This is a genomic window from Actinomadura geliboluensis (assembly GCF_043197915.1).
GTDB classification, from domain to species: domain Bacteria; phylum Actinomycetota; class Actinomycetes; order Streptosporangiales; family Streptosporangiaceae; genus Spirillospora; species Spirillospora geliboluensis.
The window spans coordinates 762,745-787,259 of record NZ_JBICUA010000003.1 but is presented as its reverse complement, the minus strand read 5'-3'; the positions used below and the strand labels follow the sequence as shown (position 1 = coordinate 787,259).

The 24,515-nt window shown below is 73.6% G+C and carries 19 protein-coding genes and 3 tRNA genes; 8 read left to right on the top strand and 14 right to left on the bottom strand.

The genetic code is table 11. The annotated features are described in order from the left end of the window. Positions 1-94: 94 nt before the first annotated feature. The 5 genes from ACGFI1_RS13820 to ACGFI1_RS13800 all read right to left on the bottom strand — a co-directional run bounded on the left by ACGFI1_RS13820 (position 95) and on the right by ACGFI1_RS13800 (position 3,960). A complete protein-coding gene (locus tag ACGFI1_RS13820) occupies positions 95-730 on the bottom strand; it encodes an SRPBCC family protein (RefSeq protein WP_387076832.1) in 636 nt (211 codons plus the stop codon). Further along, on the bottom strand, positions 727-1,077 hold the full coding sequence (locus tag ACGFI1_RS13815; protein WP_138640326.1) for an ArsR/SmtB family transcription factor: 351 nt from the start codon (positions 1,075-1,077) through the stop codon (positions 727-729). Before ACGFI1_RS13815 ends, ACGFI1_RS13820 begins: the two co-directional genes overlap by 4 nt. A 50-nt stretch (positions 1,078-1,127) precedes the next feature. Then, positions 1,128-1,721 (bottom strand): FMN reductase, encoded by a 594-nt coding sequence (locus ACGFI1_RS13810; RefSeq protein WP_392785407.1) that lies wholly within the window; start codon positions 1,719-1,721, stop codon positions 1,128-1,130. Continuing rightward, entirely contained in the window at positions 1,718-2,797 is a 1,080-nt protein-coding gene (locus ACGFI1_RS13805) for an LLM class flavin-dependent oxidoreductase (RefSeq protein ID WP_392785405.1), read from the bottom strand. The genes ACGFI1_RS13810 and ACGFI1_RS13805 overlap by 4 nt, the downstream gene beginning before the upstream one ends. A gap of 242 nt (positions 2,798-3,039) precedes the next feature. Continuing rightward, complete coding sequence (locus ACGFI1_RS13800; protein ID WP_392785403.1) at positions 3,040-3,960, bottom strand: MerR family transcriptional regulator; 921 nt, start codon at positions 3,958-3,960, stop codon at positions 3,040-3,042. Positions 3,961-4,032: 72 nt separating this feature from the next. Between ACGFI1_RS13800 and ACGFI1_RS13795 the strand changes: the two genes are divergently transcribed. Continuing rightward, complete coding sequence (locus ACGFI1_RS13795; protein ID WP_392785401.1) at positions 4,033-4,845, top strand: maleylpyruvate isomerase family mycothiol-dependent enzyme; 813 nt, start codon at positions 4,033-4,035, stop codon at positions 4,843-4,845. Between the two features lie 132 nt (positions 4,846-4,977). Here ACGFI1_RS13795 and ACGFI1_RS13790 read toward each other — a convergent pair whose 3' ends face one another. After that, positions 4,978-5,559 (bottom strand): YceI family protein, encoded by a 582-nt coding sequence (locus ACGFI1_RS13790; protein ID WP_386869256.1) that lies wholly within the window; start codon positions 5,557-5,559, stop codon positions 4,978-4,980. 87 nt (positions 5,560-5,646) lie between these two features. Between ACGFI1_RS13790 and ACGFI1_RS13785 the strand changes: the two genes are divergently transcribed. The 5 genes from ACGFI1_RS13785 to ACGFI1_RS13765 all read left to right on the top strand — a co-directional run bounded on the left by ACGFI1_RS13785 (position 5,647) and on the right by ACGFI1_RS13765 (position 7,872). Then, entirely contained in the window at positions 5,647-6,450 is an 804-nt protein-coding gene (locus ACGFI1_RS13785) for a universal stress protein (RefSeq protein WP_392734522.1), read from the top strand. A gap of 154 nt (positions 6,451-6,604) precedes the next feature. Further along, a complete protein-coding gene (locus ACGFI1_RS13780) occupies positions 6,605-7,573 on the top strand; it encodes a CHAP domain-containing protein (RefSeq protein ID WP_364550591.1) in 969 nt (322 codons plus the stop codon). A 42-nt stretch (positions 7,574-7,615) separates the two neighbouring features. Further along, a tRNA-Gly gene (locus tag ACGFI1_RS13775) sits at positions 7,616-7,688 on the top strand. A gap of 27 nt (positions 7,689-7,715) precedes the next feature. Further along, positions 7,716-7,786 (top strand) — tRNA-Cys (locus tag ACGFI1_RS13770). 14 nt (positions 7,787-7,800) lie between these two features. Continuing rightward, positions 7,801-7,872: transfer RNA gene (locus tag ACGFI1_RS13765), tRNA-Val, on the top strand. 503 nt (positions 7,873-8,375) lie between these two features. On the opposite strand, the gene ACGFI1_RS44365 is transcribed toward ACGFI1_RS13765, so the two are convergent. The 3 genes from ACGFI1_RS44365 to ACGFI1_RS13755 form a co-directional block, all read right to left on the bottom strand. After that, entirely contained in the window at positions 8,376-8,675 is a 300-nt protein-coding gene (locus tag ACGFI1_RS44365; RefSeq protein ID WP_449202183.1) for a DUF7701 domain-containing protein, read from the bottom strand. Positions 8,676-8,694: 19 nt separating this feature from the next. Next, on the bottom strand, positions 8,695-10,128 hold the full coding sequence (locus ACGFI1_RS13760; protein WP_392785398.1) for a phosphodiester glycosidase family protein: 1,434 nt from the start codon (positions 10,126-10,128) through the stop codon (positions 8,695-8,697). 222 nt (positions 10,129-10,350) lie between these two features. After that, the gene (locus ACGFI1_RS13755; RefSeq protein ID WP_392785396.1) at positions 10,351-10,938 is read right to left on the bottom strand and encodes a TetR/AcrR family transcriptional regulator; all 588 of its coding nucleotides are present in this window, start codon (positions 10,936-10,938) and stop codon (positions 10,351-10,353) included. 162 nt (positions 10,939-11,100) lie between these two features. Between ACGFI1_RS13755 and ACGFI1_RS13750 the strand changes: the two genes are divergently transcribed. Together ACGFI1_RS13750 and ACGFI1_RS13745 are read left to right on the top strand one after the other, a co-directional pair. Further along, positions 11,101-11,676 carry a DUF6230 family protein gene (locus ACGFI1_RS13750; protein ID WP_392785394.1) on the top strand — a complete coding sequence of 192 codons (576 nt, stop codon included), beginning with the start codon at positions 11,101-11,103 and terminating at the stop codon, positions 11,674-11,676. Beyond that, a complete protein-coding gene (locus ACGFI1_RS13745) occupies positions 11,667-12,044 on the top strand; it encodes a DUF6114 domain-containing protein (protein WP_392785392.1) in 378 nt (125 codons plus the stop codon). Before ACGFI1_RS13750 ends, ACGFI1_RS13745 begins: the two co-directional genes overlap by 10 nt. On the opposite strand, the gene ACGFI1_RS13740 is transcribed toward ACGFI1_RS13745, so the two are convergent. The 5 genes from ACGFI1_RS13740 to ACGFI1_RS13720 are packed head-to-tail and all read right to left on the bottom strand — an operon-like array spanning position 12,031 to position 24,431. Then, positions 12,031-12,945: an alpha/beta fold hydrolase gene (locus ACGFI1_RS13740; protein ID WP_392785390.1), complete on the bottom strand. Its 915-nt coding sequence runs from the start codon at positions 12,943-12,945 to the stop codon at positions 12,031-12,033. The two genes, ACGFI1_RS13745 and ACGFI1_RS13740, sit on opposite strands and share 14 nt — an antisense overlap. Then, entirely contained in the window at positions 12,942-13,940 is a 999-nt protein-coding gene (locus ACGFI1_RS13735) for an NAD-dependent epimerase/dehydratase family protein (protein WP_392785388.1), read from the bottom strand. The genes ACGFI1_RS13740 and ACGFI1_RS13735 overlap by 4 nt, the downstream gene beginning before the upstream one ends. Continuing rightward, the gene (locus ACGFI1_RS13730) at positions 13,937-15,583 is read right to left on the bottom strand and encodes a fatty acid CoA ligase family protein (RefSeq protein ID WP_392785386.1); all 1,647 of its coding nucleotides are present in this window, start codon (positions 15,581-15,583) and stop codon (positions 13,937-13,939) included. The genes ACGFI1_RS13735 and ACGFI1_RS13730 overlap by 4 nt, the downstream gene beginning before the upstream one ends. 2 nt (positions 15,584-15,585) lie before the next feature. Beyond that, positions 15,586-16,614 (bottom strand): 3-oxoacyl-ACP synthase III family protein, encoded by a 1,029-nt coding sequence (locus ACGFI1_RS13725; protein ID WP_392785384.1) that lies wholly within the window; start codon positions 16,612-16,614, stop codon positions 15,586-15,588. Next, complete coding sequence (locus ACGFI1_RS13720; RefSeq protein ID WP_392785382.1) at positions 16,611-24,431, bottom strand: SDR family NAD(P)-dependent oxidoreductase; 7,821 nt, start codon at positions 24,429-24,431, stop codon at positions 16,611-16,613. The genes ACGFI1_RS13725 and ACGFI1_RS13720 overlap by 4 nt, the downstream gene beginning before the upstream one ends. Between the last annotated feature and the right edge of the window lie 84 nt (positions 24,432-24,515).

The window sequence follows — 24,515 nt, the reverse complement described above, 5'->3', positions numbered from 1 at the left end:
CGCGCTCCAAGGCCCGGGAAAGGCGAGGCAGAGCGCGTTCTACGGCTGACCGGCGCCGGGCAGGGGACGCCGGAGCGGCGTCACGTCCGAAGGGTCATTCCGCCTCGCCCGTGTAGGCGGCGATGGTGCGGTCGGCGGCGGCGCGGGCGGCGGCCTCGTCGGCGCCGGAGGCGACGTGCGCCGTGAACCAGGACTCGCCGCTCTGCCGGGTGAACTCCTTGCCCTCGTCCGACAGGGACCAGTCGGGGCCGACCTCGTCCGGGGCGCTCTTGCCGGTCGCCAGGTGCAGGGCGAGACCGAGCAGGCCCTGGTCCCAGCCGATGCCGACGGCGCCGGGGCCGAACTGGTCCCAGATGTCGTCGCCAACGTGGGCGATGTGCTCCAGCTCGAACCGCGCCCGGCCGTCCGCCTCCGGGGTGAGGCGGACCTCGATCCAGGACGTCTGGCCGCCGTACTCCCAGGTCGCGGCGAAGCCCTTGGGCGGGTCGCAGCGCTCGATCGTCCCGCCCGCGTTGCCTTCGAGCTGGTACCGGCCGCCGAGCCGGAGGTCGCCGGAGACGGGCAGGAACCAGCGCGGGATGCGCTCGGGATTGGTGACGGCGTCCCAGAGGTCCTCGACGTCGGTGTCGTAGACCTGGCTGACCGTCGCGGTGCGCGCGGTGCCGGTCTCCAGCACCCGCTCGCCGACCGCGCGCCGGACCGCGTTGATCTGCCCCGTGACTTCGATCATGGTTCGCTCCCTGAGTCGTCGTTTCGGCGTGCGCGCCTGCCCCGCGCGATCTCGGTCGCCAGGGCGTCCAGATGCGGAGTCCAGAACCGGCGGAACCGGTCGAGCCAGGCGTCGATCTCCCGCAGCGGAGCGGCGTCGACGGCGTAGAGCCGGCGCGTCCCCTCCGCCCGCACCACCGCGAACCCGCTGTCGCGGAGCACCTTCAGGTGCTGCGAGACCGCGGGCTGGGAGATCCCGAACTCCTCCCGGACGACGGCCGTGACCTCACCGGAGGACCGCTCGCCGTCGGCGAGCAGCTCCAGGATCCGGCGCCGTACCGGGTCACCCAGAACATCGAACGCGTGCACATCCCCAAGCTACAGGCTCGACTTATATAAGCCAAGCCTTAACAAGGGATTCAGCCGCCGGCGAGGAGCCGCTCGAAGGGCACGGGGTTCTCGTAGAGGTCCTCCTTTGCCGGGGCCGGACGGGCCTGGATCAGCGCGGCGAGTTCGGCGCCGGCGCGGGCGACGCGGTCGGGCAGGCCGGTCTCGCCGCTCCCCCAGTCCTCCGACGCCGCGTAGACGGCCGTCGGGGCCACGGTCGCGCGCAGGTAGGCGAACAGCGGGCGCATCGCGTAGTCGATGGCCAGCGAATGCCGCCCCGTACCGCCGGTCGCGCCGAGCAGCACGGGCTTGCCCTCCATCGAGTCCCGCTCGACGACGTCGAAGAACGTCTTGAACAGGCCGCTGTAGGACGCGTTGAAGACGGGCGTCACGGCGATGAGGCCGTCGGCGCCCGCCACGGTCTCGACGGCCTCGCGGAACGGCCCGGACGGGAAGCCGGTGAGCGTCGCGTCGACCATGGCGTGCGCGTGGTCGCGCAGCTCGATCGTCTCGACGGCGGCGTCCGCGCCGAGCGCCTGGGCCGCGGCGGCGGCGAGGCGGTCGGCGAGCAACCGGGTCGAGGACGGCTGCCCGAGCCCGGCGGAGACGACGGCGAGGGTCGTCATCGGACCTCCTCGGTGAGGCGGGACGCGTGGGTCGGGGCGGCCGCCGGGACGTGCGCCGGGCGCAGCGCCTCGAATTCCTCGCGCAGCACCGGGACGACCTCCTCGCCCAGCATGTCGATCTGCTCCAGGACGGTCTTCAGCGGCAGCCCGGCATGGTCCATCAGGAACAGCTGGCGCTGGTAGTCGCCGAAGTGGTCGCGGAACGTCAGGGTCTTGTCGATCACCTGCTGGGGGCTTCCGACCGTCAGCGGCGTCTCGGAGGTGAACTCCTCCAGCGACGGCCCGTGCCCGTAGACGGGCGCGTTGTCGAAGTACGGGCGGAACTCGCGGACGGCGTCCTGCGAGTTCTTGCGCATGAACACCTGCCCGCCGAGGCCGACGATCGCCTGGTCGGCGGAGCCGTGCCCGTAGTGCTCGAAGCGCTGCCGGTACAGGCCGATGAGGCGCTGGAAGTGCTCGGTGGGCCAGAAGATGTGGTTGGCGAAGAAGCCGTCGCCGTAGTAGGCGGCCTGCTCGGCGATCTCGGGGCTGCGGATCGAGCCGTGCCAGACGAACGGCGGGACGCCGTCCAGCGGGCGCGGCGTCGAGGTGAACGACTGGAGCGGCGTGCGGAACTTGCCCTCCCAGTCGACGACGTCCTCGCGCCAGAGGCGGTGCAGCAGGTGGTAGTTCTCGATCGCGAGCGCGATGCCGTCGCGGATGTCCTTGCCGAACCAGGGGTAGACGGGGCCGGTGTTGCCGCGTCCCATCATCAGGTCCACCCGGCCGTCGGCGAGGTGCTGGAGCATCGCGAAGTCCTCGGCGATCTTCACCGGGTCGTTGGTGGTGATCAGCGTGGTCGCGGTGGACAGGATGAGCCGCTCGGTGCGGGCCGCGATGTAGCCGAGCATCGTCGTCGGGGAGGACGGCACGAACGGCGGGTTGTGGTGCTCGCCGGTCGCGAAGACGTCCAGGCCCGCCTCCTCGGCCTTGAGCGCGATCGCCACCATCGCCTTGATCCGCTCGGCCTCCGTCGACTCCCGGCCGGTGGTCGGGTCGGGCGTGACGTCGCCGACCGTGAAGATCCCGAACTGCATGGCGGCCTCCGAAATAGTAGAACCTTCAACTATTCTACCGGAACCGCTCGTGCAGGGCGCGTATTCCGGCCGCCGACCAGTGCCTTCCGGGGAGCGGACCAGGGCCTCCAGGGGCCAGCCCAGGGGGCATGCCAGGGCCTGCGTGCCGGGGGGTGTGGCGGGGGTGCTCCAGAGCGTCAGAGCTTCAAAGCGTCAGAGCTCCAGGCCAGAACGCCAGAGCTTCAGGCCAGACCGCCAGAGCGTCAGGCGGCGGCGTGCGCGATGTCGCGTTCGAGCGCGTCGACCAGCCAAGTGTTGATCGTCCCGGCGGTCGCGGGCTCGCCGGTGACCTCGGAGAACAGCGTCCAGTACCGGCGGAGCCGCGGGTCCTGCTCCATGGCGACGGCGGGCAGCAGGTCGCGCCGGAAGCGCCGGGTGTCGCGCTCGTCCCGGCCGGCCGCGTGCGCCGCGACGAACAGGTCGAGGGCGGGACCGGGGCAGGGCTCGGCGCCTGCGGCGACCAGCGGGGCCGCCAGCGCCGCCGCCTCGCCGAGACCGGTGATCAGGGTCGGCTCGTCCCGCACCCGGTCGGCGTTCACCCGGCCGAGGGCGCGCAACTCGCGCAGCAGCGGCCGGTCGCTCGCGACGGCGACCATCCCGGCGTAGGCGACGACCTGCCGGGGCGTCGGGTCGGCGGGCGGCTCCGGCACGCTGCGCTCCAGGAACTCGCGTACCGCCGCGTCCGGCAGCGGGACCAGGATGCGGCGGCGCCAGAACTCCAGCAGGACGTCCCGCGCGGCCGGACCGTCGTGGACGGCGGCGAGCAGGTCCAGGCGCGCCGCCCGGTCCGCCGGGGCGGCCTGCTCGACGGCGCGGAGCGAGGCGCGGCGCCAGGCGAGCGCGGCCAGCTCAGTGTCGACGGCGCGCCGCTCGGCGGTGACGGCCTCCTCCAGCGAGCGGTCCCCGGCGAGGACGGACGTGACGGCGGGCAGGCCGAGCCCGAGGGCGCGCAACCGCCGGACGAACCGGAGCCGGTCCACCGCCGCGGTGTCGAACCGCCGGTGCCCGCCCGCGCTGCGCTCCGGCTCCAGGAGCCCCTCGTCGCAGTAGAAGCGGATCGTGCGCACGGACACCCCGGTCAGCGCCGCCAGATCGCCGATCCCCAGCGATGTGTCTTCGCTCACACCAGTTGAACCTCCAGCAGGCTGGAGGTCCTACCTTACGAGCGCCAACGAGGAGACCACAGCAGAAGACCTATGGAGGGAGACGACGTGCTGGAGGCCGCACGCTTCAAGGAGGGCCTGCGCGAGCATGCCCGAGGGCTCGCAGAGGCCGCGGCGGGCGCTGACCCGTCCACGCGGGTGCCGACCTGTCCGGAGTGGACGCTGCAGGACCTGGTCGGGCACGTCGGCCAGGCGTACCTGTGGGCGACCGACCTGGTGCGGACCGGCGGCACCGACGTCATCGACAGCCTGCCCCGCACGGTGCCGGACTCCCCCGCCGCCTGGCCCGGCTGGCTGAGCGACGGGGCGGAGGCACTGATCACCGCGGTCGAGGCCAAGCCGGACGAGACCGTCGACCACCCCATGCTCGGGGCGTGGTCGACCGTCATGTGGCTGCGGCGGATGGCGAACGAGTCCGCCGTCCACCACGCCGATGCGGCGCTGGCCGCGGGGACCGCGTTCACGGTGGCGCCCGACCACGCCGCCGATGTGATCACCGAGTTTCTCGGGCTGCTGACGGCGCCGACGGCGGCCGCACACAAGCCGGAGCTGGCGGAGCTGCGCGGCACGGGCGAGACGCTGTGGCTGCGCCCGGCGGAGCCGTCCCTGCCGGGCTGGCTGATCACCCGCCAGCCGGACGGGCCCGTCTATGAGGAGGGGCCGAACTCTGAAGAGGGCGCAGGCTTCGAGGAGAGGGCGCGGGGCGCGGATGTGACCGTCGACGGGCCCGTCCAGGAGTTGCTGCTGCTGCTCGCCCGGCGGCTCGCCCAGGCCGACGCGGCCGGGCTGAAGGTGACCGGCGACGCGTCCCTGGTGGACCACTGGCTCGCCCACACGGCCATCTAGCCGGGCACTCCCGCGTCCCGGCCATGCGGGGGCCGGCCGGGATGCGGCCAGGCGGGGCATGGTCAGGAACACACGGTCAGGCGCGCGCAGTCAGGCGCGCGCAGTCAGGCGCACCGGGTCAGGCGCACCCGGTCAGGCGGGGGTGTCCGCCGTGGCGAGGACGGCCTGGATCTCCAGCCCGATGGTGATCTCGTCGCCGAGCATGACCCGGTCGCCCTGCAGCGGGACGTTGAACTCGATGCCGAAGTCGCGGCGACTGATGGCGGCCGTCGCGGTGAAGCCCGCGCGGGTGCCGCCCCACGGGTCGGCGCCGACGCCGTGGAACTCGGTCAGCAGCCGCACCGGACGGGTCACGTCCTTGATCGTCAGCTCGCCGTCCAGGTGGTAGCGGGGCGAGCGGGCGCGGCGGCCGACGGTGGCGCGCTCGATCCCGGTGCCGGTGAACATCATCACGGGGTGGCGCCGGACGTCCAGGAAGTCGGCGGAGCGGACGTGCTCGTCCCGCTCGGCGCTGCGGGTGTCGATCGAGCCCATCCGGATCTCCGCGCGGGCGGTGGAGTCCAGCGGGTCCTCGCCGATCACGACCTCGCCCCCGAAGTCGAGGAACGAGCCCCGCACGGTGGTCATCAGGTGCCGGATCGTGAAGGTGATCTCGGAGTGGACCGGATCGATGCTCCAGCGGCCGGCTTCGAGGTCGGAAACCTCGGCGCCCATGAAAATCCCCCCAAAGAGTGACAACCAGGAAAAAGTACCTCAAATCCCATCTGGTCTGAGGGGCCGCCCCGGGGGAATGCTCGGTACATGATCGGTGAACACGTCCTGGCCGGCTATGTCCCCGACGCGGGCGGCCGGGAGGCGCTGGACCTCGCGCGCGGCATCGTCGCGCTGACCGGCGGCCGGCTCAGCGTGGCGACCGTCCACCCGCCGGACCTGCCGGCCGCCGCCGGCGAGGCCCGGGCCGCGCTGGACCAGCTCGCCGACCAGCTGGACGACCAGCCCGCCGACCTGATCGTCCAGGAGGGCCGCAGCGTCGGGCGCGGGCTCACCGTGCTGGCCAGCCGGATCGGCGCCGACCTGATCGTCGTCGGCTCCCCCGAGGGCGGCGCCCGCGGCCGGATCGGCGTCGGCGCCGCCGCCGACCACCTGCTGCACTCGGCGACCGAGGCCGTGATGCTCGCCCCGTCCGGCTACGCCCCGCCGGACGAGCCGAGCCGGATCACGGTCATGTACGTCCGGCGGCCCCAGTGCGAGGAGGCCGTCATCCGCGCCGCCCAGGCCGCCGAGCGGCTGGAGGTGCCGCTCCGCCTCGTCACGCTCGCCGTCGGGGACGTGGCCGGCGACCCGCTCCGCGACGACCTGGCCCTCGCCATCCGGCTCGCCCTCGACTCGGCCGACCTGCTCCCGGAGGAGGTGACCGCCGAGCTCGCCGAGGGCGACGACGTGGCCGACGCGCTGGACGACGTGGACTGGACCGACGGCGAGCTGCTCGTGTGCGCGTCCAGCGAGGACGCCGCCGCCCACCGCGTCTTCCTGGGCGAGGTCGCACTCAAGGTGCTGCGCGCGGCGCCGTGTCCGGTCACCGTCCTCCCGCGTGGCTACTACTGAGTAGTCCGTTTTGACCGTTTATCGGGAACCGCTTGCCGCCCCTCGTTTACCTCCGCTACATTCCGTCGAGATCGGAACGTGACCATCGGAGCGGGGCACGTTCCGCCCCGGTCGGGCGCACCCTGCCCGAACGAGCGAGGCGCAGGGGAGCGAGATGGACCCGATCGGCAAGAAGCTGCTCGACATCGCCAAGACCGAACTCGGCTACACCGAGAAGGGCGACGGGTACACCAAGTTCGGCGAGTGGTACCGCAAGAACGTCGACGGCGACCACGACGAGTACTTCTCCACCGCCCCCTGGTGCGACATGTTCCTCGCCTGGGCCGCCGACAAGGCCGACGTCACCGACCAGGCCGGGCAGTTCGCCTCCACCGTCGACCACGCCCAGTGGTTCAAGAAGAACGACGCCTGGGGCCACGACCCCGAACCCGGCGCCATCGTCTTCTACGACTGGAACGGCTCCGGCGACATCGACCAGATCGACCACGTCGGCATCGTCGAGAAGGTCGACGGCCGCACCCTCCACACCATCGAGGGCAACGCCGACGGCTACAAGCTCATGCGCAAGACCCGCGACATGGACACCGTCGTCGGCTTCGGCTACCCGTCCAAGATCAAGGTCGAGGCCAAGTACACCCCCAAGCACGCCGCACCCGCCCCCACCGTCGACAAGGTCGGCGCCCCCGTCACCGCCGCCAAGACCCACGAGGCCGAGCACAGCGCCCCCGCCGAACAGCTCCCCACCCAGGACGTCGTCCTCGGCGGCATCCTCGCCTTCATCCTCTGCGGCACCGTCGCCCTCGCCGCCGGCCGCGCCGCCGCCGCCAAGGCCCCCACCACACCGCCGATCCGCGTCCGCAAGCGCGGCAAGCACCACCGCCCCTCCACCCCCGTCGCCCTCCCCGCCGACGTCACCCCCGCCGACCTCGACGCCGCCGACGCCGGCACCACCCTCATGCCCGCCCTCTCCCTCGCCGCCGCCCACGAAGCCGAGGACCGCGAGTTCTGGGGCCGCATCGCCCACCTCGAAGAGGACAAGGAACTCGACTTCTGGAACACCCTGCACGCCGACCTCACCGACTCCGAGGCCGCTCCGTACGCAAGCACTCCAGGATTCCGCTAGAGTTGTCCATGCGAGCCCGGGGGGCGACCCCCGGACCGACACGCGGACGTGGCTCAGTTGGTAGAGCATCACCTTGCCAAGGTGAGGGTCGCGGGTTCGAATCCCGTCGTCCGCTCTGAGAGGCCCCATCAGGTCTCGCTCTGGTGGAGTGGCCGAGAGGCGAGGCAACGGCCTGCAAAGCCGTGTACACGGGTTCAAATCCCGTCTCCACCTCGCAGCACGCACAAGGGCGATTAGCTCAGTGGGAGAGCGCTACCTTGACACGGTAGAGGCCACTGGTTCAATCCCAGTATCGCCCACGTCGGAGTGGGAGTGGTGTGCTCGGAGCCCTTGAGGGGCTCCTCGCCGCCACTCCTTCGTCATTTTTCCCGGGGGGCGACCCCCGGACCCCCGATGTGGGGGGCTCCGCCCCCCCACGCCCCCCTCCCGGCTCAGGTCTTTCTTTCTGTGCCGGGTGGCGCGGGGGTCTGTTTTTTTGGGGCTCCCGCCCCTTGCCCCCTTCTGGTTCAGGTTCTTTGGGGTGGTGGCGACTTGCGCGGGGTTTGGGCTTCGCCCCATGGCCCCTCGTGGCTCAGATCTTCGGCCTGTGACGCTTGGCGCGGGGTTTGGGGCTTCGCCCCTCGGCCCCTCGTGGCTCAGGTGTTCAGCTCGTGCCGCTTGGCGCGGTCTGTTTTTTTGGGGCTCCGCCCCTTGCCCCCGCGTGGCTCAAGGGCTTCAGGTCGTGACGCTTGGTGTGGGGTTTCTGCTTAAGGGCTTCGCCCCTTGGCTCCTTGTGGGCCGGGTGTTCGACGTAGTTGCTGGTTCAGGGGTGGTGGGGGGCTAGTTTGCTGGCGGCATTGTGGATTGCTTCTAGGTAGGGCTTGTCCTGGGCTTGTGTTGCTTGGGGCAGGGCGTTGAACGGGAGTAGGGCTGGGTGGGTCGGGTCTACCGTGAGCATCCAGGCTGACCAGGCGTCGTGGACGTCTTCGGCTGTTGTGGCTTTGCCCTTGGCGCGGGTCAGGACCGCGTAGATGCGGAAGAGTGCTGCCGCGTCCTCGGGGGGACGGGCCTCTGGGGGAAGGCAGTCGCGTACTAGTGCGGCTACCTCGTCTATGTAGGTCACGGCAGCACTGTTCCACTTGTTACGGGCGGACCAGGAGTGCGTTGCCCAGGGAGCGTTGGCCCGTTGCGTCGGACGGGCGGTTCACTATGCCGTCGCGGGTCACCATGACGCTGGAGCCGCCGCCGTCCAGGTTGAGGGCCTCGCGTGCGCCCAGGAGCTTCATGAGCTCGGCTGTCTGGGCAATGCCCAGTCCTTCGCTGTAGCCGTCCTGGCGGCCGTCTACGACCACCAGCATGAGGCGGCCCTGGCGGTCCATGCCGATCATTGAGCGGGGGTTGCTCCGGACGGTCCAGTTGTAGGTGAAGGTCTGGTCGGTGCCCTCGCGGATCAGGCCGTCGGCGGCGGCGTTCACCGAGATCCTGCCGTCCCGGACGAGGGTTGGGCCGACCTGGAGGATCGTCGTGTCGGGGGTCAGCGGCACGCGGCGGCCCTTGCTGTCCTCGACGCGTTCGCTCAGGTGCAGGCGGTCGCCGGGCTTCACGTGGGTGCGCAGCCAGGCTGCGCTCTGGCCGGTGGCCTGGATGGTGGAGCCCCCGGTGGGAACGTGGGCGCCGCGGGAGGTGTTCACTGCCGTCACCTTGTTGCGGGCGTCCAAGACTGCTTCTGCGCCCGTGCCGGTGGGTGGGGTGCCCCATTCGGAGGTGAACAGCACCAGTTCGCTGTCGTCGGTGCACTTCAGGTCGTGCTGTGGCTTTTCGGTCGGCTGGTCGCCGCCCACGCCGCCGCAGTTCCAGATCTCGCCCGGCAGGCGGTTCACGCCGTCGATCTCGGCGGTGGCCCGGCCGGTCCGGAGGGTCACGCGGGCCGTGTAGGCGTCCACGTCGACGCGGCGGCCGCCCTGGGTGATCTTGACTCCGCCCCTGCCCTGGGTGGCCGAGCCCAGGAGTTTTCCGTGCTTGACGTACATGCCGCCAGGGGCGCTGTTGTAGAACCACTGCCCGTTGATGCCGGCGATCGCGCCCGCGGCCAGGTCGGTCAGCTTCTCCGTGCCGTTCAGGGTCGGGCCGTGGTCGGGGCCGACCGTGCCTTGGAAGTCGCGGAAGTCGACGCGGAGGATGTGGACTTTCTGTGGGGCGCCTGGGTCGGTGCCGTCTTGGGCTGTGTAGCGGGTGCCGCCGGCGAAGCCGGTCTTCTTGATCGTGGAGAGCGCGCTGGAGGCTTCGGCGGGAGTCTCATACCGGCCGACCCGGACGGTCCAGCCGAGGGGGCCTGCGGGGCGGTCCGCGTACGCGGGCGTGGAGACCCGTTCCAGGCGTGGCTCGAAGTTCTTCTCGCGGAGCGCGGCGGCGACTCGGTCGGCGATCGGTTTGGGGCCCAGGGCGGTGTTCGCCTTGTCGAGTGGCCCGTCGGTCGTGGGCGGTAGGTATACGTGGACCGTCCAGTAGTCGTCGGCGTCCTTGGCGCCCAGGGAGAGTGAGGTCAGCGTCACTCCCGGCGCGATGGTGGTGTTCACCGGTGCCGCGCTGAGCGGCAGGCGTTCGCCGAAGAAGGAGTGGCGGTGTTGGGGCGCTGTCGTTGTCGTTGTCGCTGCGGCGGGGGTGCTCAGGGTAAGGAGCGCGGCGGCGGTCGCTGTTAGGGCTGAGGGGGTCTTCACTTTTGTTCCTTCAATAATCGGTTTGGGCGGTGCAAGATCATTGAAGGGTGCGGAGGTTGCCGCTAGGTGTCCCCTGCGCGGCTACTGGGGCGCCAGCAAGCGGTCCATCAGGACGTGGAGGTGCTGGCGGAACGAGGCCACGGTCTCTGGGTCGTCGGATCGGCGCATGCCCACGGAGGGGCCCAGGACGCCCGAGCCCAAGAATCCGTGGACGCACCAGATCATCGTGCCGAGCAGGTAGTAGGGGTTGACGTCCGGCGGTACCGCGTCGCGGATCTTACGGGCGGCCAGGTGCAGCAGCGGCCGGGCGTAGCGGTCCTCCAGTTCGGTGATGTCGGCGGCGTCGTCGACCCAGCGGTGCGCCCACAGGGATCGGTTCGGGTGCGCCACATGGAGGTCGAGGTAGGCGTCCACGATCTGGTGGACGGCGGCGCGGCCGGGTTCGGCCTGCGACACGACCGCTTCGAGCATGGCCCGTTCGGACTCGAACGCCTGGTCCATCACCTCCAGGTAGAGCGCGCGCTTGTCGCCGACGGCCTCGACGATCGCCCCGGGGTCGGTCCCCATGGCGTCCGCGATGAGCCGGACGGATGTGCCGTCGTAGCCGAGTTCGCTGAACAGGCGGGTCGCCACGTCGACGATCCGCTGCCGCTGGATGGCGTTCGCCATCCCGTCACCGTATGCAAGTTTGAGGGCACGTTCTGCAAAGGGCGAGACAAGTCCCGATAAAGCGCCTGTCCTTTGAGGAAGCACACCGGCGATTACTGTTAGTTGTCGATTGATTGCTCAGTGTTGTAAGTTGCTACCCGGCGCGAGGAGGGCGGTGCCTCGATGGGAGATGTCAGGTGGCGCCGGTTCGTCCTGATGCTGGTCCCCTCGCTGGGCGCGTTGGGCGTGCTCGGCGTGGGGATGGCGCAGGGGACGGTGCCGGTGTCGTTCGCACTGTCGGGGCGGCGGATGCAGGTCTCCGCGGACCGGCTGTCCGGGCAGGGGTTCGGGCTGTATCCGGTCGTGGTGCGCTCGGCGGACGGCGAACGGCACCAGGTGCTGTCGCTGACGATGCGCTCAGCCGCCGTCTACGGGCTGTGCCAGTCCTCGGTCGTGGACACCCCGCTCGGGCGCTACGTCGTTCGGCTGAGCACGCGGGATCCCGCGCGGCCGTCGCAGGTGCGGGGGCTGACCATCTCGGCCCGGAGCATCGACGCCGACGTCGACTTCGGCTCCCTGGTGCTCAACAAGGACACGCGGACGCTGGGAGCCGACGGTCGTGCCGGTGACTACGGCATCGGGGCCCTGGGGTTCACGGTGGAGCATGTGAAGGTCGACTCCTGGATGGTGGCCGGCGGGACGTTCCAGGTGACGGGGCTGAAGGTCGCCATCGGGCGGGACGTCCCGACATGCTTCTGACGCGGTGGGGGCGTCTGACGCAGTGGCGGTATCTGACGCAGTGGCGGCGGGCGCGGCCGTTCGGGGCGAGCTGCCTGGTGGCGGCGGCCGGGGTGGAGATCCCGCTGGTGCCGGTTGCGGGCGTGGGGCTGGTGGTGAACAGCGGTGTGGGCGGGTACGCGGGCTTCCTCGTGGGGGTGTTCCTGATCGCGATGGGCGCGGGGCTGTGCTGGGGCGGTCCGCGCGACGTCATCGCGGTGCTGGTGGTGATGGCCGCGCTGGTCGCGTTCGTGCTGTCGAACCTGGGCGGTCTGCTGCTCGGGTCGCTGATGGCGATCGTCGGCGCGGCCTGGGGCTTCGCCTGGACACCGCCGGTCATTCGAGCATGAACCGGCGCAGCGCGATCAGCAGGTCGTCGCCGGCGTCCTCCACGACGAGATGGCCGGCGTGCGGGTAGAGGCGGACGCGGGCGCCGGGCAGGCGGGCCCGCCATTCGTGCAGGAACGCCGGGTCGAAGACCGGGTCGTGGCGTCCCCAGGCGATCAGCGCCGGGAGGTCGGCGAACCGGCCCAGGGAGTCGCCGATCCCGCACAGCAGCGGCCAGGACGGGTCGCGGGGCCCCAGCGGGATGTCCTGGACGAAGCGCTGGATCGCCAGGCGTCCGCCCGGCTGGTCGGAGGGCGCCAGGTAGGCGGCCCGGACGGCGCGCGGGAGCGGCCTGCGCACGCCGCAGGGCGGGAGGGTCGCCAGCCGGACGAACGCGTTGTGCCGCTGGAAGATGCGTGTGCCGAGGCGGTCGCCGCGCAGCACCCGGAACGGGACCCGGAGTGAGGGGCGCACCCGGGCGCCGTGCGGGTTGGGGAAGGCGGCCGTGTTGAGGACGACCAGCCGGGACACCCGTCCGGGGTGCCGCCCGGCCCAGCCCATGCCGATCGGACCGCCCCAGTCGTGCATCACCAGCGTCCAGCCGGTCGTGGGGGCGCCGCGGGCGGTGATGAGGTGGGTGGTGAGGGCGTCGAGGTCGTCGATGCGGGCCGCGAGGGTGTGGGCGTAGCGGTCGCCGACGGGCTTGTCGGACAGGCCCATGCCGATGTGGTCGGGCGCGATGCACCGGAACCGGTCGCGCAGCGCCAGCACGGGGCGGCGCCACATGTAGCTCCAGGTGGGGTTCCCGTGGACGAACAGCACCGGCGGGCCGTCGCCCTCGTCCACGTAGTGCTGGTCGAGGCCGTTCGCGCCGGGATGGGTGAACCAGTGCGAGTCGAACCGGTAGCCGGGGAAGAAGCTCACCTGACTGCTCCCAGGGGATGCTCGGCCAGGTGATCGGCGAGGCGCGCCAATCCCTGCGCGGTGCTGACGGAAGGGGTGTAGCCGAGGTCGCGGCGGGCCGCGGAGATGTCGAACCAGTGCGCCGTGGACGCCTGGTCGACCAGGAACCGGGTCAGCGGCGGTGCGGCGCGCACTCCGGGCAGGGCGAAGAGCAGTTCCAGCGCGGCGGCCGCCAGCATCGCCGGTGCGACCGGCACGCGGCGGGTGACCGGCGGGAGCCCCGCGGCCGCGAGAAGCCCGTTGATCCATTGCCCGAAGGGTGCCGGTTCGTCCTGGGTGATGAAGTAGGCGCGGCCGTTGACGGGCGAGTCGGGGGCGAGCGTGTCCAGGGCGAGGACGTGGGCGTCGGCGGCGTTGTCGATGTAGACGGTGTCGATGGTCTTGTCTCCCGCTCCGATCAGGCGCAGGCGGGAGCCCGCCGCGGCCAGGCCCGGGAGGAAGTGCGGGTCGCCCGGCCCCCAGATGAGGTGCGGGCGCAGCGCGGCGGCGGGGATCCCCCGGCCGGCGGCGCCCAGGACGAGTCCCTCGGCGGCGGCCTTGGTGCGCGGGTAGTGCGCCGGGAAGCGGCGGGCGTAGGGCAGCGACTCGTCCGCGCCCTCCAGGTCGTGTCCGTCGTGCACCACGCTGGGCGAGGACGTGTAGACGAGGCGGGCGCCCACGCGCGCGCACGCGGCCAGGACGTGCCGGGTCCCGTCCACGTTGATCTGCTCGTACTCGCGGCGGCGCCCGCCCACCCCGGCCTTGGCGGCGCAGTGCACGACCGCGTCGCACCAGTCGGCGGCGGCCAGGACCGCGTCCCGGTCGCGGATGTCGGCCAGGTGCTGGACGACGCCGAGGTCGTCCAGCTCGCGCGAACGGCGGCGCTGCAGGGCGTGGACGGTGTCGCCGCGCACCGCGAGCCGCCGGCAGACCGCCGCGCCCAGGAACCCGCCGCCCCCGGTGACCAGGACCTTCACCGGCCGCGCCCGTCCAGCTTGCGGGCGGCCCAGCGGGCCAGCTCATGGCGGCGGATCTTGCTCTGGTGGCGGGCGTCCACGGGCAGGTCACGGCGCACCAGGACGTCGTGGATCCCGGCGGCCAGTGCCCGCTCCCCCGCCGCGTCCAGCACCGCGGCGATGAGGCCGGGGCGCTCGCGGCGGCCGAGTCCGGGCACCGGTTCGACGACCAGCACCGGCCGCTGCGCCCCCTCGGGGCCGACGCCGACCAGCGCGGCCCGCCGCAGGCCGGGGACGTCGGCGAAGAGCGGTTCGACCTGCTCGGTGCACAGGTCCCCGCGGCCGGTCCGGACCCGTTCGGACTTGCGGCCCGCGAACCACAGCCGGCCCTCGGCGTCGATCCGGCCGAGGTCGCCCGTGCGGTGCCAGTCGCAGCCGCCGTCGGGGATGCGGGCCAGGGCGGTCGCGGCCGGGTCGTCCAGGTAGGGGTCGGCGACCATGGGGGCCGACACGGCGATCTCTCCGAGGGCGCCGGCCGGCACGGGCAGGTTCTCGCTCCAGCGGCGGATCGGGCCGTCGGTGACGGGGATGACGCGGACCCGGACGCCGGGCAGCGGCTCGCCAAGGCAGGTCCCCTTCCCGGCGGCGGTGGCCGCGTCGGTGCGGGCGTGCTCGCGGCTCTCGATCGCCGCGACCGGCAGGCACTCGGTGGCCCCGTACACCGACAGCAGCCGCGCCCGGTCGCGGATCACCGCGCGCATCCGCTCGCGGGTTCCGGCGGGCAGCGGTGCGCCGGCGGCCAGCACGTGCCGCAGCGGCTCCAAGATGATGCCGCGGTCGAGGCAGTGGCGGGCCAGCCGGTCCAGCAGCGCGGGCGGTGCGAACATCGCGGTCACCCCGTGGCGCAGGATGGCGGTGCTCAGGGCGGCCGGGTCGGCCCGGCCAGGATGCCGCGGGTCGGTGTCCGGGACGAGCGCGGCGGCGCCGAACGCCGTCGCGGCCAGGGCGAACGGCGCGAACGCCGACAGCATCACCGAGCCGGGCGACACGACGTCCAGCGCCGCGAGCGCGTCCAACTGCGCGGCCAGTTGCCGGTGCCGCAGCGGCACCCCCTTGGGCGGCCCGGTCGAGCCGGAGGTGTAGCCGATCAGCGCGACGTCGTCCACCTTCGGCTCCGGCCACTGCCGCGGGTCGCCGGACGCGGCGTCGCGCAGGGCGTCCATGCGGGCTCCCCAGGACAGCCACCTCGGGCCGACGGTCACCACGACGCGCGCGCTTCTGGCCCAGCCCAGCAGCAGGCGGGCGGCCTGCGCGCGCGGTATCCCGATGTACGCCTCCGGCCGGGCCCGCCGCAGGCACCGGCGGATCTCACCGAACGGCAGGCCCGGGTCCACCAGGACCGGGACGGCTCGCAGGCGGGCCAGCGCCAGGACGGCCGCCCACAACTGCGGCCCCGGCGGCACCATCACGGCCGTGCGCGTGCCCTCGCACACCCCGGCGCGGGCCAGCGCCGCCGCGGTCTCGGCGACCAGTTCCGACAGCTGCGCGAACGTCGTCGCCTCGCCGTCGGGGCAGCGGCAGGCGACCGCGTCCGGCCGCCGGTGGCGCCACCATCCGGCGCGCAGGTACAGGGGGCTGACGGCCGGGGACCGCTCCTGGATCATGATCACCACCGGGCCAGGACGATTCCGGCACTGACCCCGCTGGCCAGGCCGACGAGGGCGACGAGGTCGCCGCGCCGCACGCGGCCGGTCTCCACCGCGATGGCCAGCTGCACCGGCAGGGTGGCGGCGACCATGTTGCCGTGCTGGACGATCGTGACGACGACCTTGCCCGGCGGGATCCCGGCGTGGTCGCAGAACTTCCACAGCATGGGCAGCGACGCCTGGTGGACGCAGACGGCCGCGCAGTCGTCCCAGGTCAGGCCGAGGTCGGTGAGCGGCTTGCGGAAGAGGGCGGGGTCGATGCTCTCGAAGCCCCGCAGCAGGGCGCGGGCGTCGACCAGGAGCGGGCCGTAGTGCGGCGCCGGGGTCGCCGGATCGCTGGAGGCGTCCAGCACGCGGACGACCGCGCCCTCCCACGCGGCGGAGTGGGCGGCGGAGCGGTGCGCCAGCACGCCGGGGGCGGACCCCGCCTCCAGCAGCAGGGCGGCGCCGACGTCGCTGACGGTGTAGCCGGCCGCGACGGCGTAGAACTCCTCGACGCCGCCGACGCGCCACGGGGTGATGGCGCTGGGCAGCTCGCCGCAGCAGACGAGCACGCGCCGGTACCGGCCGCCGATGATCAGCGCGTCGGCCAGCTCGATGGCGGTCAGCACGCCGTTGCAGGCGTTGCGCACGTCGAAGACGGGGCACTGGGCGCCGAGCCGTGCCGCGACGAGGTGCGCGGTCGCGGGCTCGACGACGTCGGCCGACACTCCCGCGTAGATCAGCAGGTCGACGTCGGCGGCGGCGACGCCGGCGCCGTCCAGGAGTTTGCGGCAGGCCGCGGCGGCCAGGTCGGACGGCCCGTCCTCCGGCGCGGCGACGTGCCTGCGCCGCACCCCGCTGGCCTTGAGGATCAGGCCGCGCGGGACGTCCAGGCCCGGGTTGCGCTCGGCGAGCCGGGCCTCCAGCTCCGCGGTGGTCAGCGTGGTCTCCGGCAGGTGCGCGGCCACCGCCGCCAGCCGGGTGAACGGCGCGCCCTCGACGGTCATTCCGTCCCGCCCGTCTGCGCCGCCGCCAGCGTGTCCTGGGCCTTGTCCGGGGCCTTGTCCGGGGCCTTGTCCGGGGCCTTGTCCGGGGCCTTGTCCGAGGCCGGGTCCGGCTCCGGTGGTCGGGGGCGGGGCGGTGAGGGAGGTGGGGGCGCCGCGGCCTCGGTCGCCGACAGCCCCAGGCGGACCAGGACGATCTGGGCGATGTCGGCGATGGTTCCGCCGCTGCGCAGCAGTTCCAGGGGCGGGATGTCGATGCCGTACCGGGTCCGCACGGAGGCCATCAGTTCGCCGCCCATCAGGGAGTCCATCCCGTACTCGTCCAGCCGGCGGTCGACGGCGATCTGGTCGGCCGGGAGCAGCAGCACCTCCGAGAGCACCTGCCTGATCTCGGCGACGAGGAAGGCGAGGGCCTGCTCGCGGTCCATCGCGGCGAGCGCCTCCAGCACCCGCGTCCGGTCGGTGCCCTCCTCGTCCAGGCCGGCGGGCAGCAGCGACGCCGTCATCGGCCGCCGCAGGCCGGGCATGACCTGGCTGAGCCGGCCCCAGTCGCACCGGCCCACCATCGCCACGTCGGCCTGCTCGGCCAGCATGTCCTCGATGGCGGCGAGCGCCTCCGCCGGGCGCGTCGCCTCGCCGCCGAACACCGCCGCCAGCGTCACGCCCTGGGCGTCGCGGGCCAGCACGCCGGTCTCGCTGAGCGCCCCCAGCGCCACCGTGAGCGCGGTCCCGCCGCGCCGGCGGCGGAGGCGGGCCAGCGCCTCCAGGTACAGGTTGGCCGCCGCGTACGCCGACTGGCCGATGTTGCCGAGCGCGGAGACGGAGGAGTACATGACGAACATGTCCAGGTCGCGGTGGCGGGTGAGGTCGTCCAGCACCAGGGCCCCGGCGACCTTCGGGTGCAGGACGGCGCGGACCCGGTCGTCGGGCAGTTCGGCGAGCGGCGCGTCGTCCAGGTGCATCGCCGCGTGGACGACGCCGCGCAGCGGGCGGCCGTCGGCGTCCATGTCGCGCAGGATCCGCTCCATGGCGGCGCGGTCGGCGGCGTCCGCCGCGTAGGCGCGGGCGTCGGCGCCCAGGGCGCGCAGGTCGGCGAGCAGGCCCGGCGCCTCGGGCGTCTCGGTGCCCCGCCGGCCGACGAGGGCCAGGTGGCGGGCGCCGCGCCGGGCCAGCCAGCGGGCGGTCGCGGCGCCGAACCCGGTCAGCCCGCCGGTGACCAGGTAGGTGCCCTCGGGGTCCAGGACCGGCACCGTCCGCCGGGGCCGCACGCGGAACGGCTCGTCGTGCTCGGCGAACGAGACGACGATCTTCCCGATGTGGCGGGACGAGCCCATCAGCGCGAACGCCTCGTCCACCCGGGCGGCGGGGAAGACCGTGTGCGGCAGCGCGGTGACGCCGCCCGTCCGCACCAGGGGGTAGCAGGCGGTGATCTCCCGGGCCGCGCGCTCGGGGTCCTTCCACTGCAGGGTGCCGACGTCCACCCCGAACATCGAGATGTTGTCGCCGAACGGCCGCAGCAGCAGCGGCTTGTTCTCGAAGATGTCGCGCTTGCCCAGCTCGATGAACCGGCCGCCGTGCCGCAGCACCTCCAGGCCGCGGGTGATCGCCTCCCCTGCAAGGGAGTTGAGGACCACGTCCACGCCGCGCCCCTCCGTCAGCTCCATGACCCGGTCCGCGAAGCGGAGGCTCCGCGAGTCCAGGACGTGCTCGGCGCCCAGCGCGCGCAGCAGGTCGCGCTTGGCGGGCGAGCCGGCCGTGGCGATCACGCGGGCCCCGCAGGCGCGGGCGACCTGGAGCGCGGCCAGTCCGACGCCGCCGGCGCCGCCGTGCACCAGGACGGTCTCGCCGGTCCGCACGCGGGCGCAGTGGATGAGCGAGTGCGTCGCCGTCACGAACGCCATCGGCAGGGTGGCCGCCTGGGTGAAGGTCAGCCCATCGGGGACGGGCATCGCCATCCAGGCGGGGACGACGGCGTGGTCGCCGATGCCGACGGGGCCGGCGGTCAGCACCCGGTCGCCCGGCGCCAGGTCGGTGACACCGGCGCCGACGGCGCTGACGACCCCGGCGCACTCCAGCCCGAGTTCGTGCCATCCGTGCACCGCCTCGATGGCCTCCACCGGCAGCAGGCCCGCCGTGCGCATCACGTCGCGGTAGTTGAGCCCGGCCGCGCGGACCTCGATGGCGACCTCGCCGGCGCGGGGCTCGGCCTTGCGTTTCTGCCGCCAGTCCAGGGTGAACGTCCGCCCGGGGTCGCGGACCGCGAGTTCGCAGCCCTCCCCGATTCCGGTGGACGGGACGGTGGCGGCCGGCGCCTCCCGGAGCCGCGGGACGAAGCGGCCGCGGCGGGTCAGGAGGATCTCCTCCTCGTCGTCCGGCGCGAGCATCTCCGCCGCCAGGCGCTCGGCGTCCAGGGCGGGGTCGCCGGTCGGGCTGAGGCAGACGCGCCGGACCCGCAGGTTCGGATGCTCGTTGCCGAGCGAGCGCGCGGCGCCCCAGACGGCGGCGTCCTGCGGATGCGTCCCGGCTTCCGGCTCGGCCGCCCCCGGCCCGCCCGTCTCCGGTAGGGCACCGGAGGGGCGGGCGGCGAGCCACAGGGAGACCTCCAGGTCATGGGGCAGTTGCTCGCAGGCCAGCGCGACGGCGCGGAGTGCCGCGATCCGCTGGGTGATCCGCTCCACCTCCGCGGCCGGGTCGGGTGGGGGCGCGGCGGCGTTTCCGGCGTCGTTCTCTGGGGCGTCGGCGTCGTCCAGGAGGATGCAGAAGGCGGCCTTGCGTGCGTCGGCGGGCACCTTCAGGGCCCAGTCTCCGGGGTCGGTGCCGATGCCGGATCTGGCGACCTGGGCGCCTCGGTCCCGCAGGACGTCCTCAAGGGCGTCGGCCACGCCTTGGTCTCCCTCGGCGGCGATGATCCAGGCGTCGCCCTCCCCCGCCTGCGGCAACCGCACCGGGGTCGCGGGACGGGCCTCCCCGGTCGCTGGCTCCGGGGCCGCGGCCAGCAGGACGGAGAAGTCGCCGGGCTCGGACTCCCCGCCCTCGCCGGTGGCGTCGATGGCGGTGAACCCCGCGTCGACCAGCAGTTCCGACCACTGCTCGCGCGGCAGGAGCGGCGAGTCGGGACGCACGTCGCGGTCGGCGAAGCGCCAGAACTCCGGCAGGAGGCCGAAGACCGGCAGCAGCGCGCCCAGCCGGTGCGGTTCGGCGGCCAGCAGCAGCCCGCCGGGCGCCAGGAGGGTGCGCGCGTGGTCGAGCGCGGCGGTGACGTCCTCGGCCAGGTGCAGGACGTTCACCGCGACCACGAGGTCGAACGCGCCCTCGGCCACGTCCTGCCCGGCGGGCGCCCGGTCGATGTCCAGGGCCGCGCATTCGACGAGGTCGGACGCGGCGAACCGCTGCCGCAGCCGGGCGAGGACGGTCTCGTCCGCGTCGGTGGCCGTGTAGCGGGTGCGGTCGGCGGGCAGCACCGGCAGCAGCGCGTCGGTGGTGCCGCCGGTCCCGGCGCCGACCTCCAGGACGCGCAGCGGCCGGTCGGCGGGCCACCGCCGGACGATCCCCTCCACCACCGCGCGCACGACCCGGTTCGCTGCCGTGCACAGCGGCCCGGTGCGGTGGAACTGCTCCAGCAGGTCGGCGCCTCCCCCCGCGAGGAGGTCGGCGGCGGTCTCGCGCCCGGCGAGCAGTTCGGGCAGGTGCGTGCCGACGAGCACCGTCAGGGCGGCGTGCGCGGCGAAGGCGTTCCCGCGCCAGACGAGTTCCTCGTGCAGGGTGTCCAGGTCGGCCGGCGGGGTCGCCCAGCGGAGTTGCCGCGGACCCAGCCGTCCCAGCAGGCCGTGCCGTTCGAGCAGCGGCAGCGCCGCCTCCAGCAGCCGCCGGTGGTCCGGCGCGGGATGGGACCGGAGCAGTTCCTGCGGGTCGAACGGGCGGGCGCGACCGTCGCCGCCCGGTGCCCGCAGCGCACGGGCGACCGCGTGTGCGAACGCCTCCTCGGCCTGCTCGGCGAACCGGGGGTAGTCGAGCTCGCGCCACGCCACAAGGGCCCGGTCGGCGGTGCGGGCCGCCTCGTCGAGGAGCGCCCGCGGCTCCGCCACGGGGGTGCCGCCGTCCGCGAGGCTCCGGTCGTCAACCGCGAGGCTCGGGTGGTCGCCCGCGAGGCTCCGGTCGTCGGCGGCGCCGGGTCGGGGTGCGGCGCGCAGCACCGTCTCGTAGCGGGTCAGCCGGGTCGCGATGCCCCGGACGGCGCGCAGCCGGCAGCCGAGGATCTCGGCGCTGACGTTGCCGTCGAGGTCGGTGATGGTGATGTCCCAGCAGACCTCGTCCTCGTACCTCGAACGTTCCCGGACGTGCAGCAGGCCCTGCGGGGAGGGCCGGTCCCACAGCCGCATCGAGGCGATCGCCGCGGGCATGTAGTGCTTCCCCGCGAGCATCTCGTCCACCAGCCACACCACTCCGGCCTGGAGCGCGCTGTCCAGGACGACCGGATGCGCCTGGTAGGCGCCGTCCTCCTGCGCGTCGCACGAGTAGGAGCCGAGGATTTCCCTACCGGCGCGCCACAGGCCCGTCAGCACGCGGAAGTGCGGGCCCCACTCCATGTGGCCTTTGGCGGCGCGCGCGTAGAAGTCCGCGACGTCGACCGGCTCGCTGATGCGGGAGCGCAGCGCCTCCACGTCCACCGGCGGCGGGGCCGGGCGCAGCATGCGGCGGACCCGTCCCCGGCAGTTCTCCCGCGGCTGCCTGGTGCGGTCCTCGGCGCCGGCCACGACGACCACACCGGTCTCGGGGTACAGCGTGGTGCTCGCGCACGTCGGCTCGGTACCGGTCGCCGCCGACAGCACCAGCGCCCGGACGATGTCGACCCGGTCGACCTCCACCGTTCCGGCGGCCTCCGGCAGCCCGAGCCGCCCGGCGGCGGCCATCATCTCCAGGTAGCCGGTGGCTGGCATGACGGGGGCGCCGCCCGCCCTGTGGTCCAGCAGCCAGCCGAGCCGTCCCGGGTCGAGTTCGGCCGCCCACGAGGGGAACGGCACCGGCAGCCGCTCGCCCAGCAGCGGATGCTGGATCGCCGGGTCGCCGAACCGGCTGATCCAGGTGCCGGGGCCGCCGATCCAGTACCGCTCGCGCTGCCACGGGTAGGCGGGCAGCGGCCGCACCCGGCCGGGGCGCGGGAAGTGGCGGTCCCAGTCCAGGCGGGCGCCGGACGCGATCAGGTGCGCGACCGCCGCGCGCATGCGGGACGGGCCGGGCTCGCCGCGCCGCAGGGTCGCGGTGACGGCCGCGCGCGGCCGCGCCTTGCCGGTGACGCGGCGCAGGTAGGACCGCAGCACCGGATGCGGCCCGACCTCCACCAGCACGTCGCAGCCCTCGTCCGCCACCCGTTCGACGGCGGCGGCGAACCGGACGGGCTCGCGGACGTTCCGCCACCAGTACGCCGAGGTCAGGTCGGGTCCGTCCACGAGGCCGCCGGTCACCGTGGACAGCAGCGGGATCCGGGTGCGGTCCGGCCGCAGCCCGGCCAGCGCCTCCAGCAGGCCGTCGCGGATCGGGTCCATGGCCGAGCTGTGGAAGGGGTATTCCAGGTCGAGCATCCGGAAGAAGGCGTCGCGGGCCGCCATCTCCTCGCCGAGCGCGGCCAGGGCCTCCTCCGGGCCGGCGACGGTGACGTCCCGGTCGGTGTTGACCGCGGCGACCTCCACGCCGGGATGGTCGGCCAGCAGCCGCCGGACCGCGTCCTCCGGCAGGCCCACGGCGGCCATCCGTCCCCAGCCCCGCGCCTGCGCCTGCGCCGCGCTCCGCTCGGCGATGACCCGCGCCGCCTGCGCGGGCGACAGCGCCCCGGAGACGTAGGCGGCGGCTACCTCGCCCACGCTGTGCCCCAGCACGCAGCCCGGCCGCACGCCCGCCGCCTTCAGCATCTCCGCGAGCCCCGCCTGCACCGCGAACAGCAGGGGCTGCGCGACCTCCGTCGCCGCCAGGCACCACCGCTCGGCGGGCACGGCCAGTTCCTCCAGGACCGACCAGCCCAGCCGCGGCGCCAGCTCGGCGTCCAGCACCTCGACCGCCTCGCGGAACACCTCGTCGTCGAGCAGGTCGGCGGCCATTCCCGCCCACTGCGCACCGTTGCCCGAGAACACCAGCGCGACGCGGCCGTGCTCCACCGCTTCGCCGAACGCCGCTTCGCCGAACGCCGCTTCACCAAACGCCGCTTCGCCGAACGCCGCTTCGCCGTCGCGGTGATCGCCGTCGTCGCCCTCCTCCAGCAGATGGGTCAGGGCTTGCGCGGCGTCGGCGGGCGAGTCCGCGACGACGGCGGCGCGGTGCGGGTGGAGGCCGCGACGACGGCAGGAGGTGTAGGCGAGGTCGTAGAAGTCCTGGTCGGCGGTCGACGCGACCGCCCCGGCGGCCTGCCGGACCGCTTCGCGCAGCGCGGTCGGCGTCCGCGCCGACACCACCAGCGGCAGCGCCTCCGCGGTCGGCCCGCCCTCCCCGCCGGCTTCCTCGCCGGGCTCCTCTGACGGCGGCGGGACGGTCAGCGCGACATGGACGTTGGCGCCCCCGAACCCGAAGGAGTTGACCCCCGCCACCGGGCGGGCGGCGGCGCCGTCCAGCGGCACCGGCCGCGTCGCCACGCGCAGCCCCAGCCCGTCGAAGTCGATGGCCGGATTCAGCGTGCCGGCGTGCAGCGTCGGCGGCACCATCCGGTTCCGCAGCACCAGCATGGCCTTGAACAGACCCGGCATGCCGGACGCCGGCTCCAGGTGCCCCATGTTCGACTTCACCGACCCGATCGGCAGCGGGCCGCCGGAGCGCTCCGCGCCGAGGGCCCGGCCGAGGGACAGGCACTCGGCCGGGTCCCCCGCCTGCGTCCCGGTGCCGTGCGCCTCGACGTACACGACCTCGTCGGGCGAGACGCCGGCCTCGGTGTACACCTGCCGCAGCAGCTGCTCCTGCGCCTCCGGGCTGGGCAGCGACAGGCCGAACGTGCGGCCGTCGTTGTTGGTGCCCGCGCCCACGATCACCCCGTGCACGCGGTCGCCGTCGGCGAGCGCGTCGGCCAGCCGCTTCAGCACCACCAGGCCCCCGCCCTCGGCCCGGACGAACCCGTCGGCGTCCGCGGAGAACGCCCGGCACCGGCCGGTCGGCGACAGCATCGACGCCTGGCTGAACCCGACGAACGAGCCGGGGCTCAGCAGCAGGTGCATCCCGCCGGCCAGCACGACCCGGCTCCTGCCCTCGACGAGCGTCCGCCAGCCGCGCTCCACCGCCAGCAGCGACGACGAGCACGCGGTGTCGATGCTCATGCTGGGGCCGCGCAGGTCGAACACCTGCGACAGCCGGTTCGAGGCGATCGACAGCGTCGACCCCGACATCGTGTACGGGCCGATCCCGCACGGCTCCAGCATCTGCAGCACGCCGTAGGCGGGGTCGGAGATCCCGATGAACACGCCCGTGTCGGACCCGGCGAGGGACGCCGGGTCGATGCCGGCGTCGTCCAGCGCCTCCACGGCCGTCTCCAGCAGCAGCCGCTGCTGCGGGTCCATCGCCGCGGCCTCCTTCGGCGAGATCCCGAAGAAGGCCGCGTCGAAACCGCCCGGGTCGCCCGCCAGGAACCCGCCCGCGCGGGTGTAGCTGCGGCTCGCCCGGGGCATCCGCTCGTCGACGAACCGGTCGGCCTCGAACCGCTCCGGCGGCACCTGCCCGACCAGGTCGTCACCGCGCTCCAGCGCGGCCCACAGGCCGTCCAGGCCGGTGATACCGCCCGGCAGCCGGCACCCCACCCCGACGACCGCGACCGCGCGCCCGTCGATCCCGCCAGGCCGTTCCCCCATGCGCGCACCCTCTCGCGATTACATTCAGTAGTCGTACGGCCACTAAATGCTGCGACGGGTGCGGCGCGGCGGCAACAGACGCGG

What these genes read in the sequence shown, in the direction of transcription:
- ACGFI1_RS13820 (WP_387076832.1), bottom strand. Translation starts at nt 730, where the DNA reads ATGATCGAAGTCACGGGGCAGATCAACGCGGTCCGGCGCGCGGTCGGC.
- ACGFI1_RS13750 (WP_392785394.1), top strand. Translation starts at nt 11,101, where the DNA reads ATGGGAGATGTCAGGTGGCGCCGGTTCGTCCTGATGCTGGTCCCCTCG.
- ACGFI1_RS13795 (WP_392785401.1), top strand. Translation starts at nt 4,033, where the DNA reads ATGGAGGGAGACGACGTGCTGGAGGCCGCACGCTTCAAGGAGGGCCTG.
- ACGFI1_RS13805 (WP_392785405.1), bottom strand. Translation starts at nt 2,797, where the DNA reads ATGCAGTTCGGGATCTTCACGGTCGGCGACGTCACGCCCGACCCGACC.
- ACGFI1_RS13755 (WP_392785396.1), bottom strand. Translation starts at nt 10,938, where the DNA reads ATGGCGAACGCCATCCAGCGGCAGCGGATCGTCGACGTGGCGACCCGC.
- ACGFI1_RS13720 (WP_392785382.1), bottom strand. Translation starts at nt 24,431, where the DNA reads ATGGGGGAACGGCCTGGCGGGATCGACGGGCGCGCGGTCGCGGTCGTC.
- ACGFI1_RS13725 (WP_392785384.1), bottom strand. Translation starts at nt 16,614, where the DNA reads ATGACCGTCGAGGGCGCGCCGTTCACCCGGCTGGCGGCGGTGGCCGCG.
- ACGFI1_RS13785 (WP_392734522.1), top strand. Translation starts at nt 5,647, where the DNA reads ATGATCGGTGAACACGTCCTGGCCGGCTATGTCCCCGACGCGGGCGGC.
- ACGFI1_RS13810 (WP_392785407.1), bottom strand. Translation starts at nt 1,721, where the DNA reads ATGACGACCCTCGCCGTCGTCTCCGCCGGGCTCGGGCAGCCGTCCTCG.
- ACGFI1_RS13730 (WP_392785386.1), bottom strand. Translation starts at nt 15,583, where the DNA reads ATGATCCAGGAGCGGTCCCCGGCCGTCAGCCCCCTGTACCTGCGCGCC.
- ACGFI1_RS13745 (WP_392785392.1), top strand. Translation starts at nt 11,667, where the DNA reads ATGCTTCTGACGCGGTGGGGGCGTCTGACGCAGTGGCGGTATCTGACG.
- ACGFI1_RS13780 (WP_364550591.1), top strand. Translation starts at nt 6,605, where the DNA reads ATGGACCCGATCGGCAAGAAGCTGCTCGACATCGCCAAGACCGAACTC.
- ACGFI1_RS13790 (WP_386869256.1), bottom strand. Translation starts at nt 5,559, where the DNA reads ATGGGCGCCGAGGTTTCCGACCTCGAAGCCGGCCGCTGGAGCATCGAT.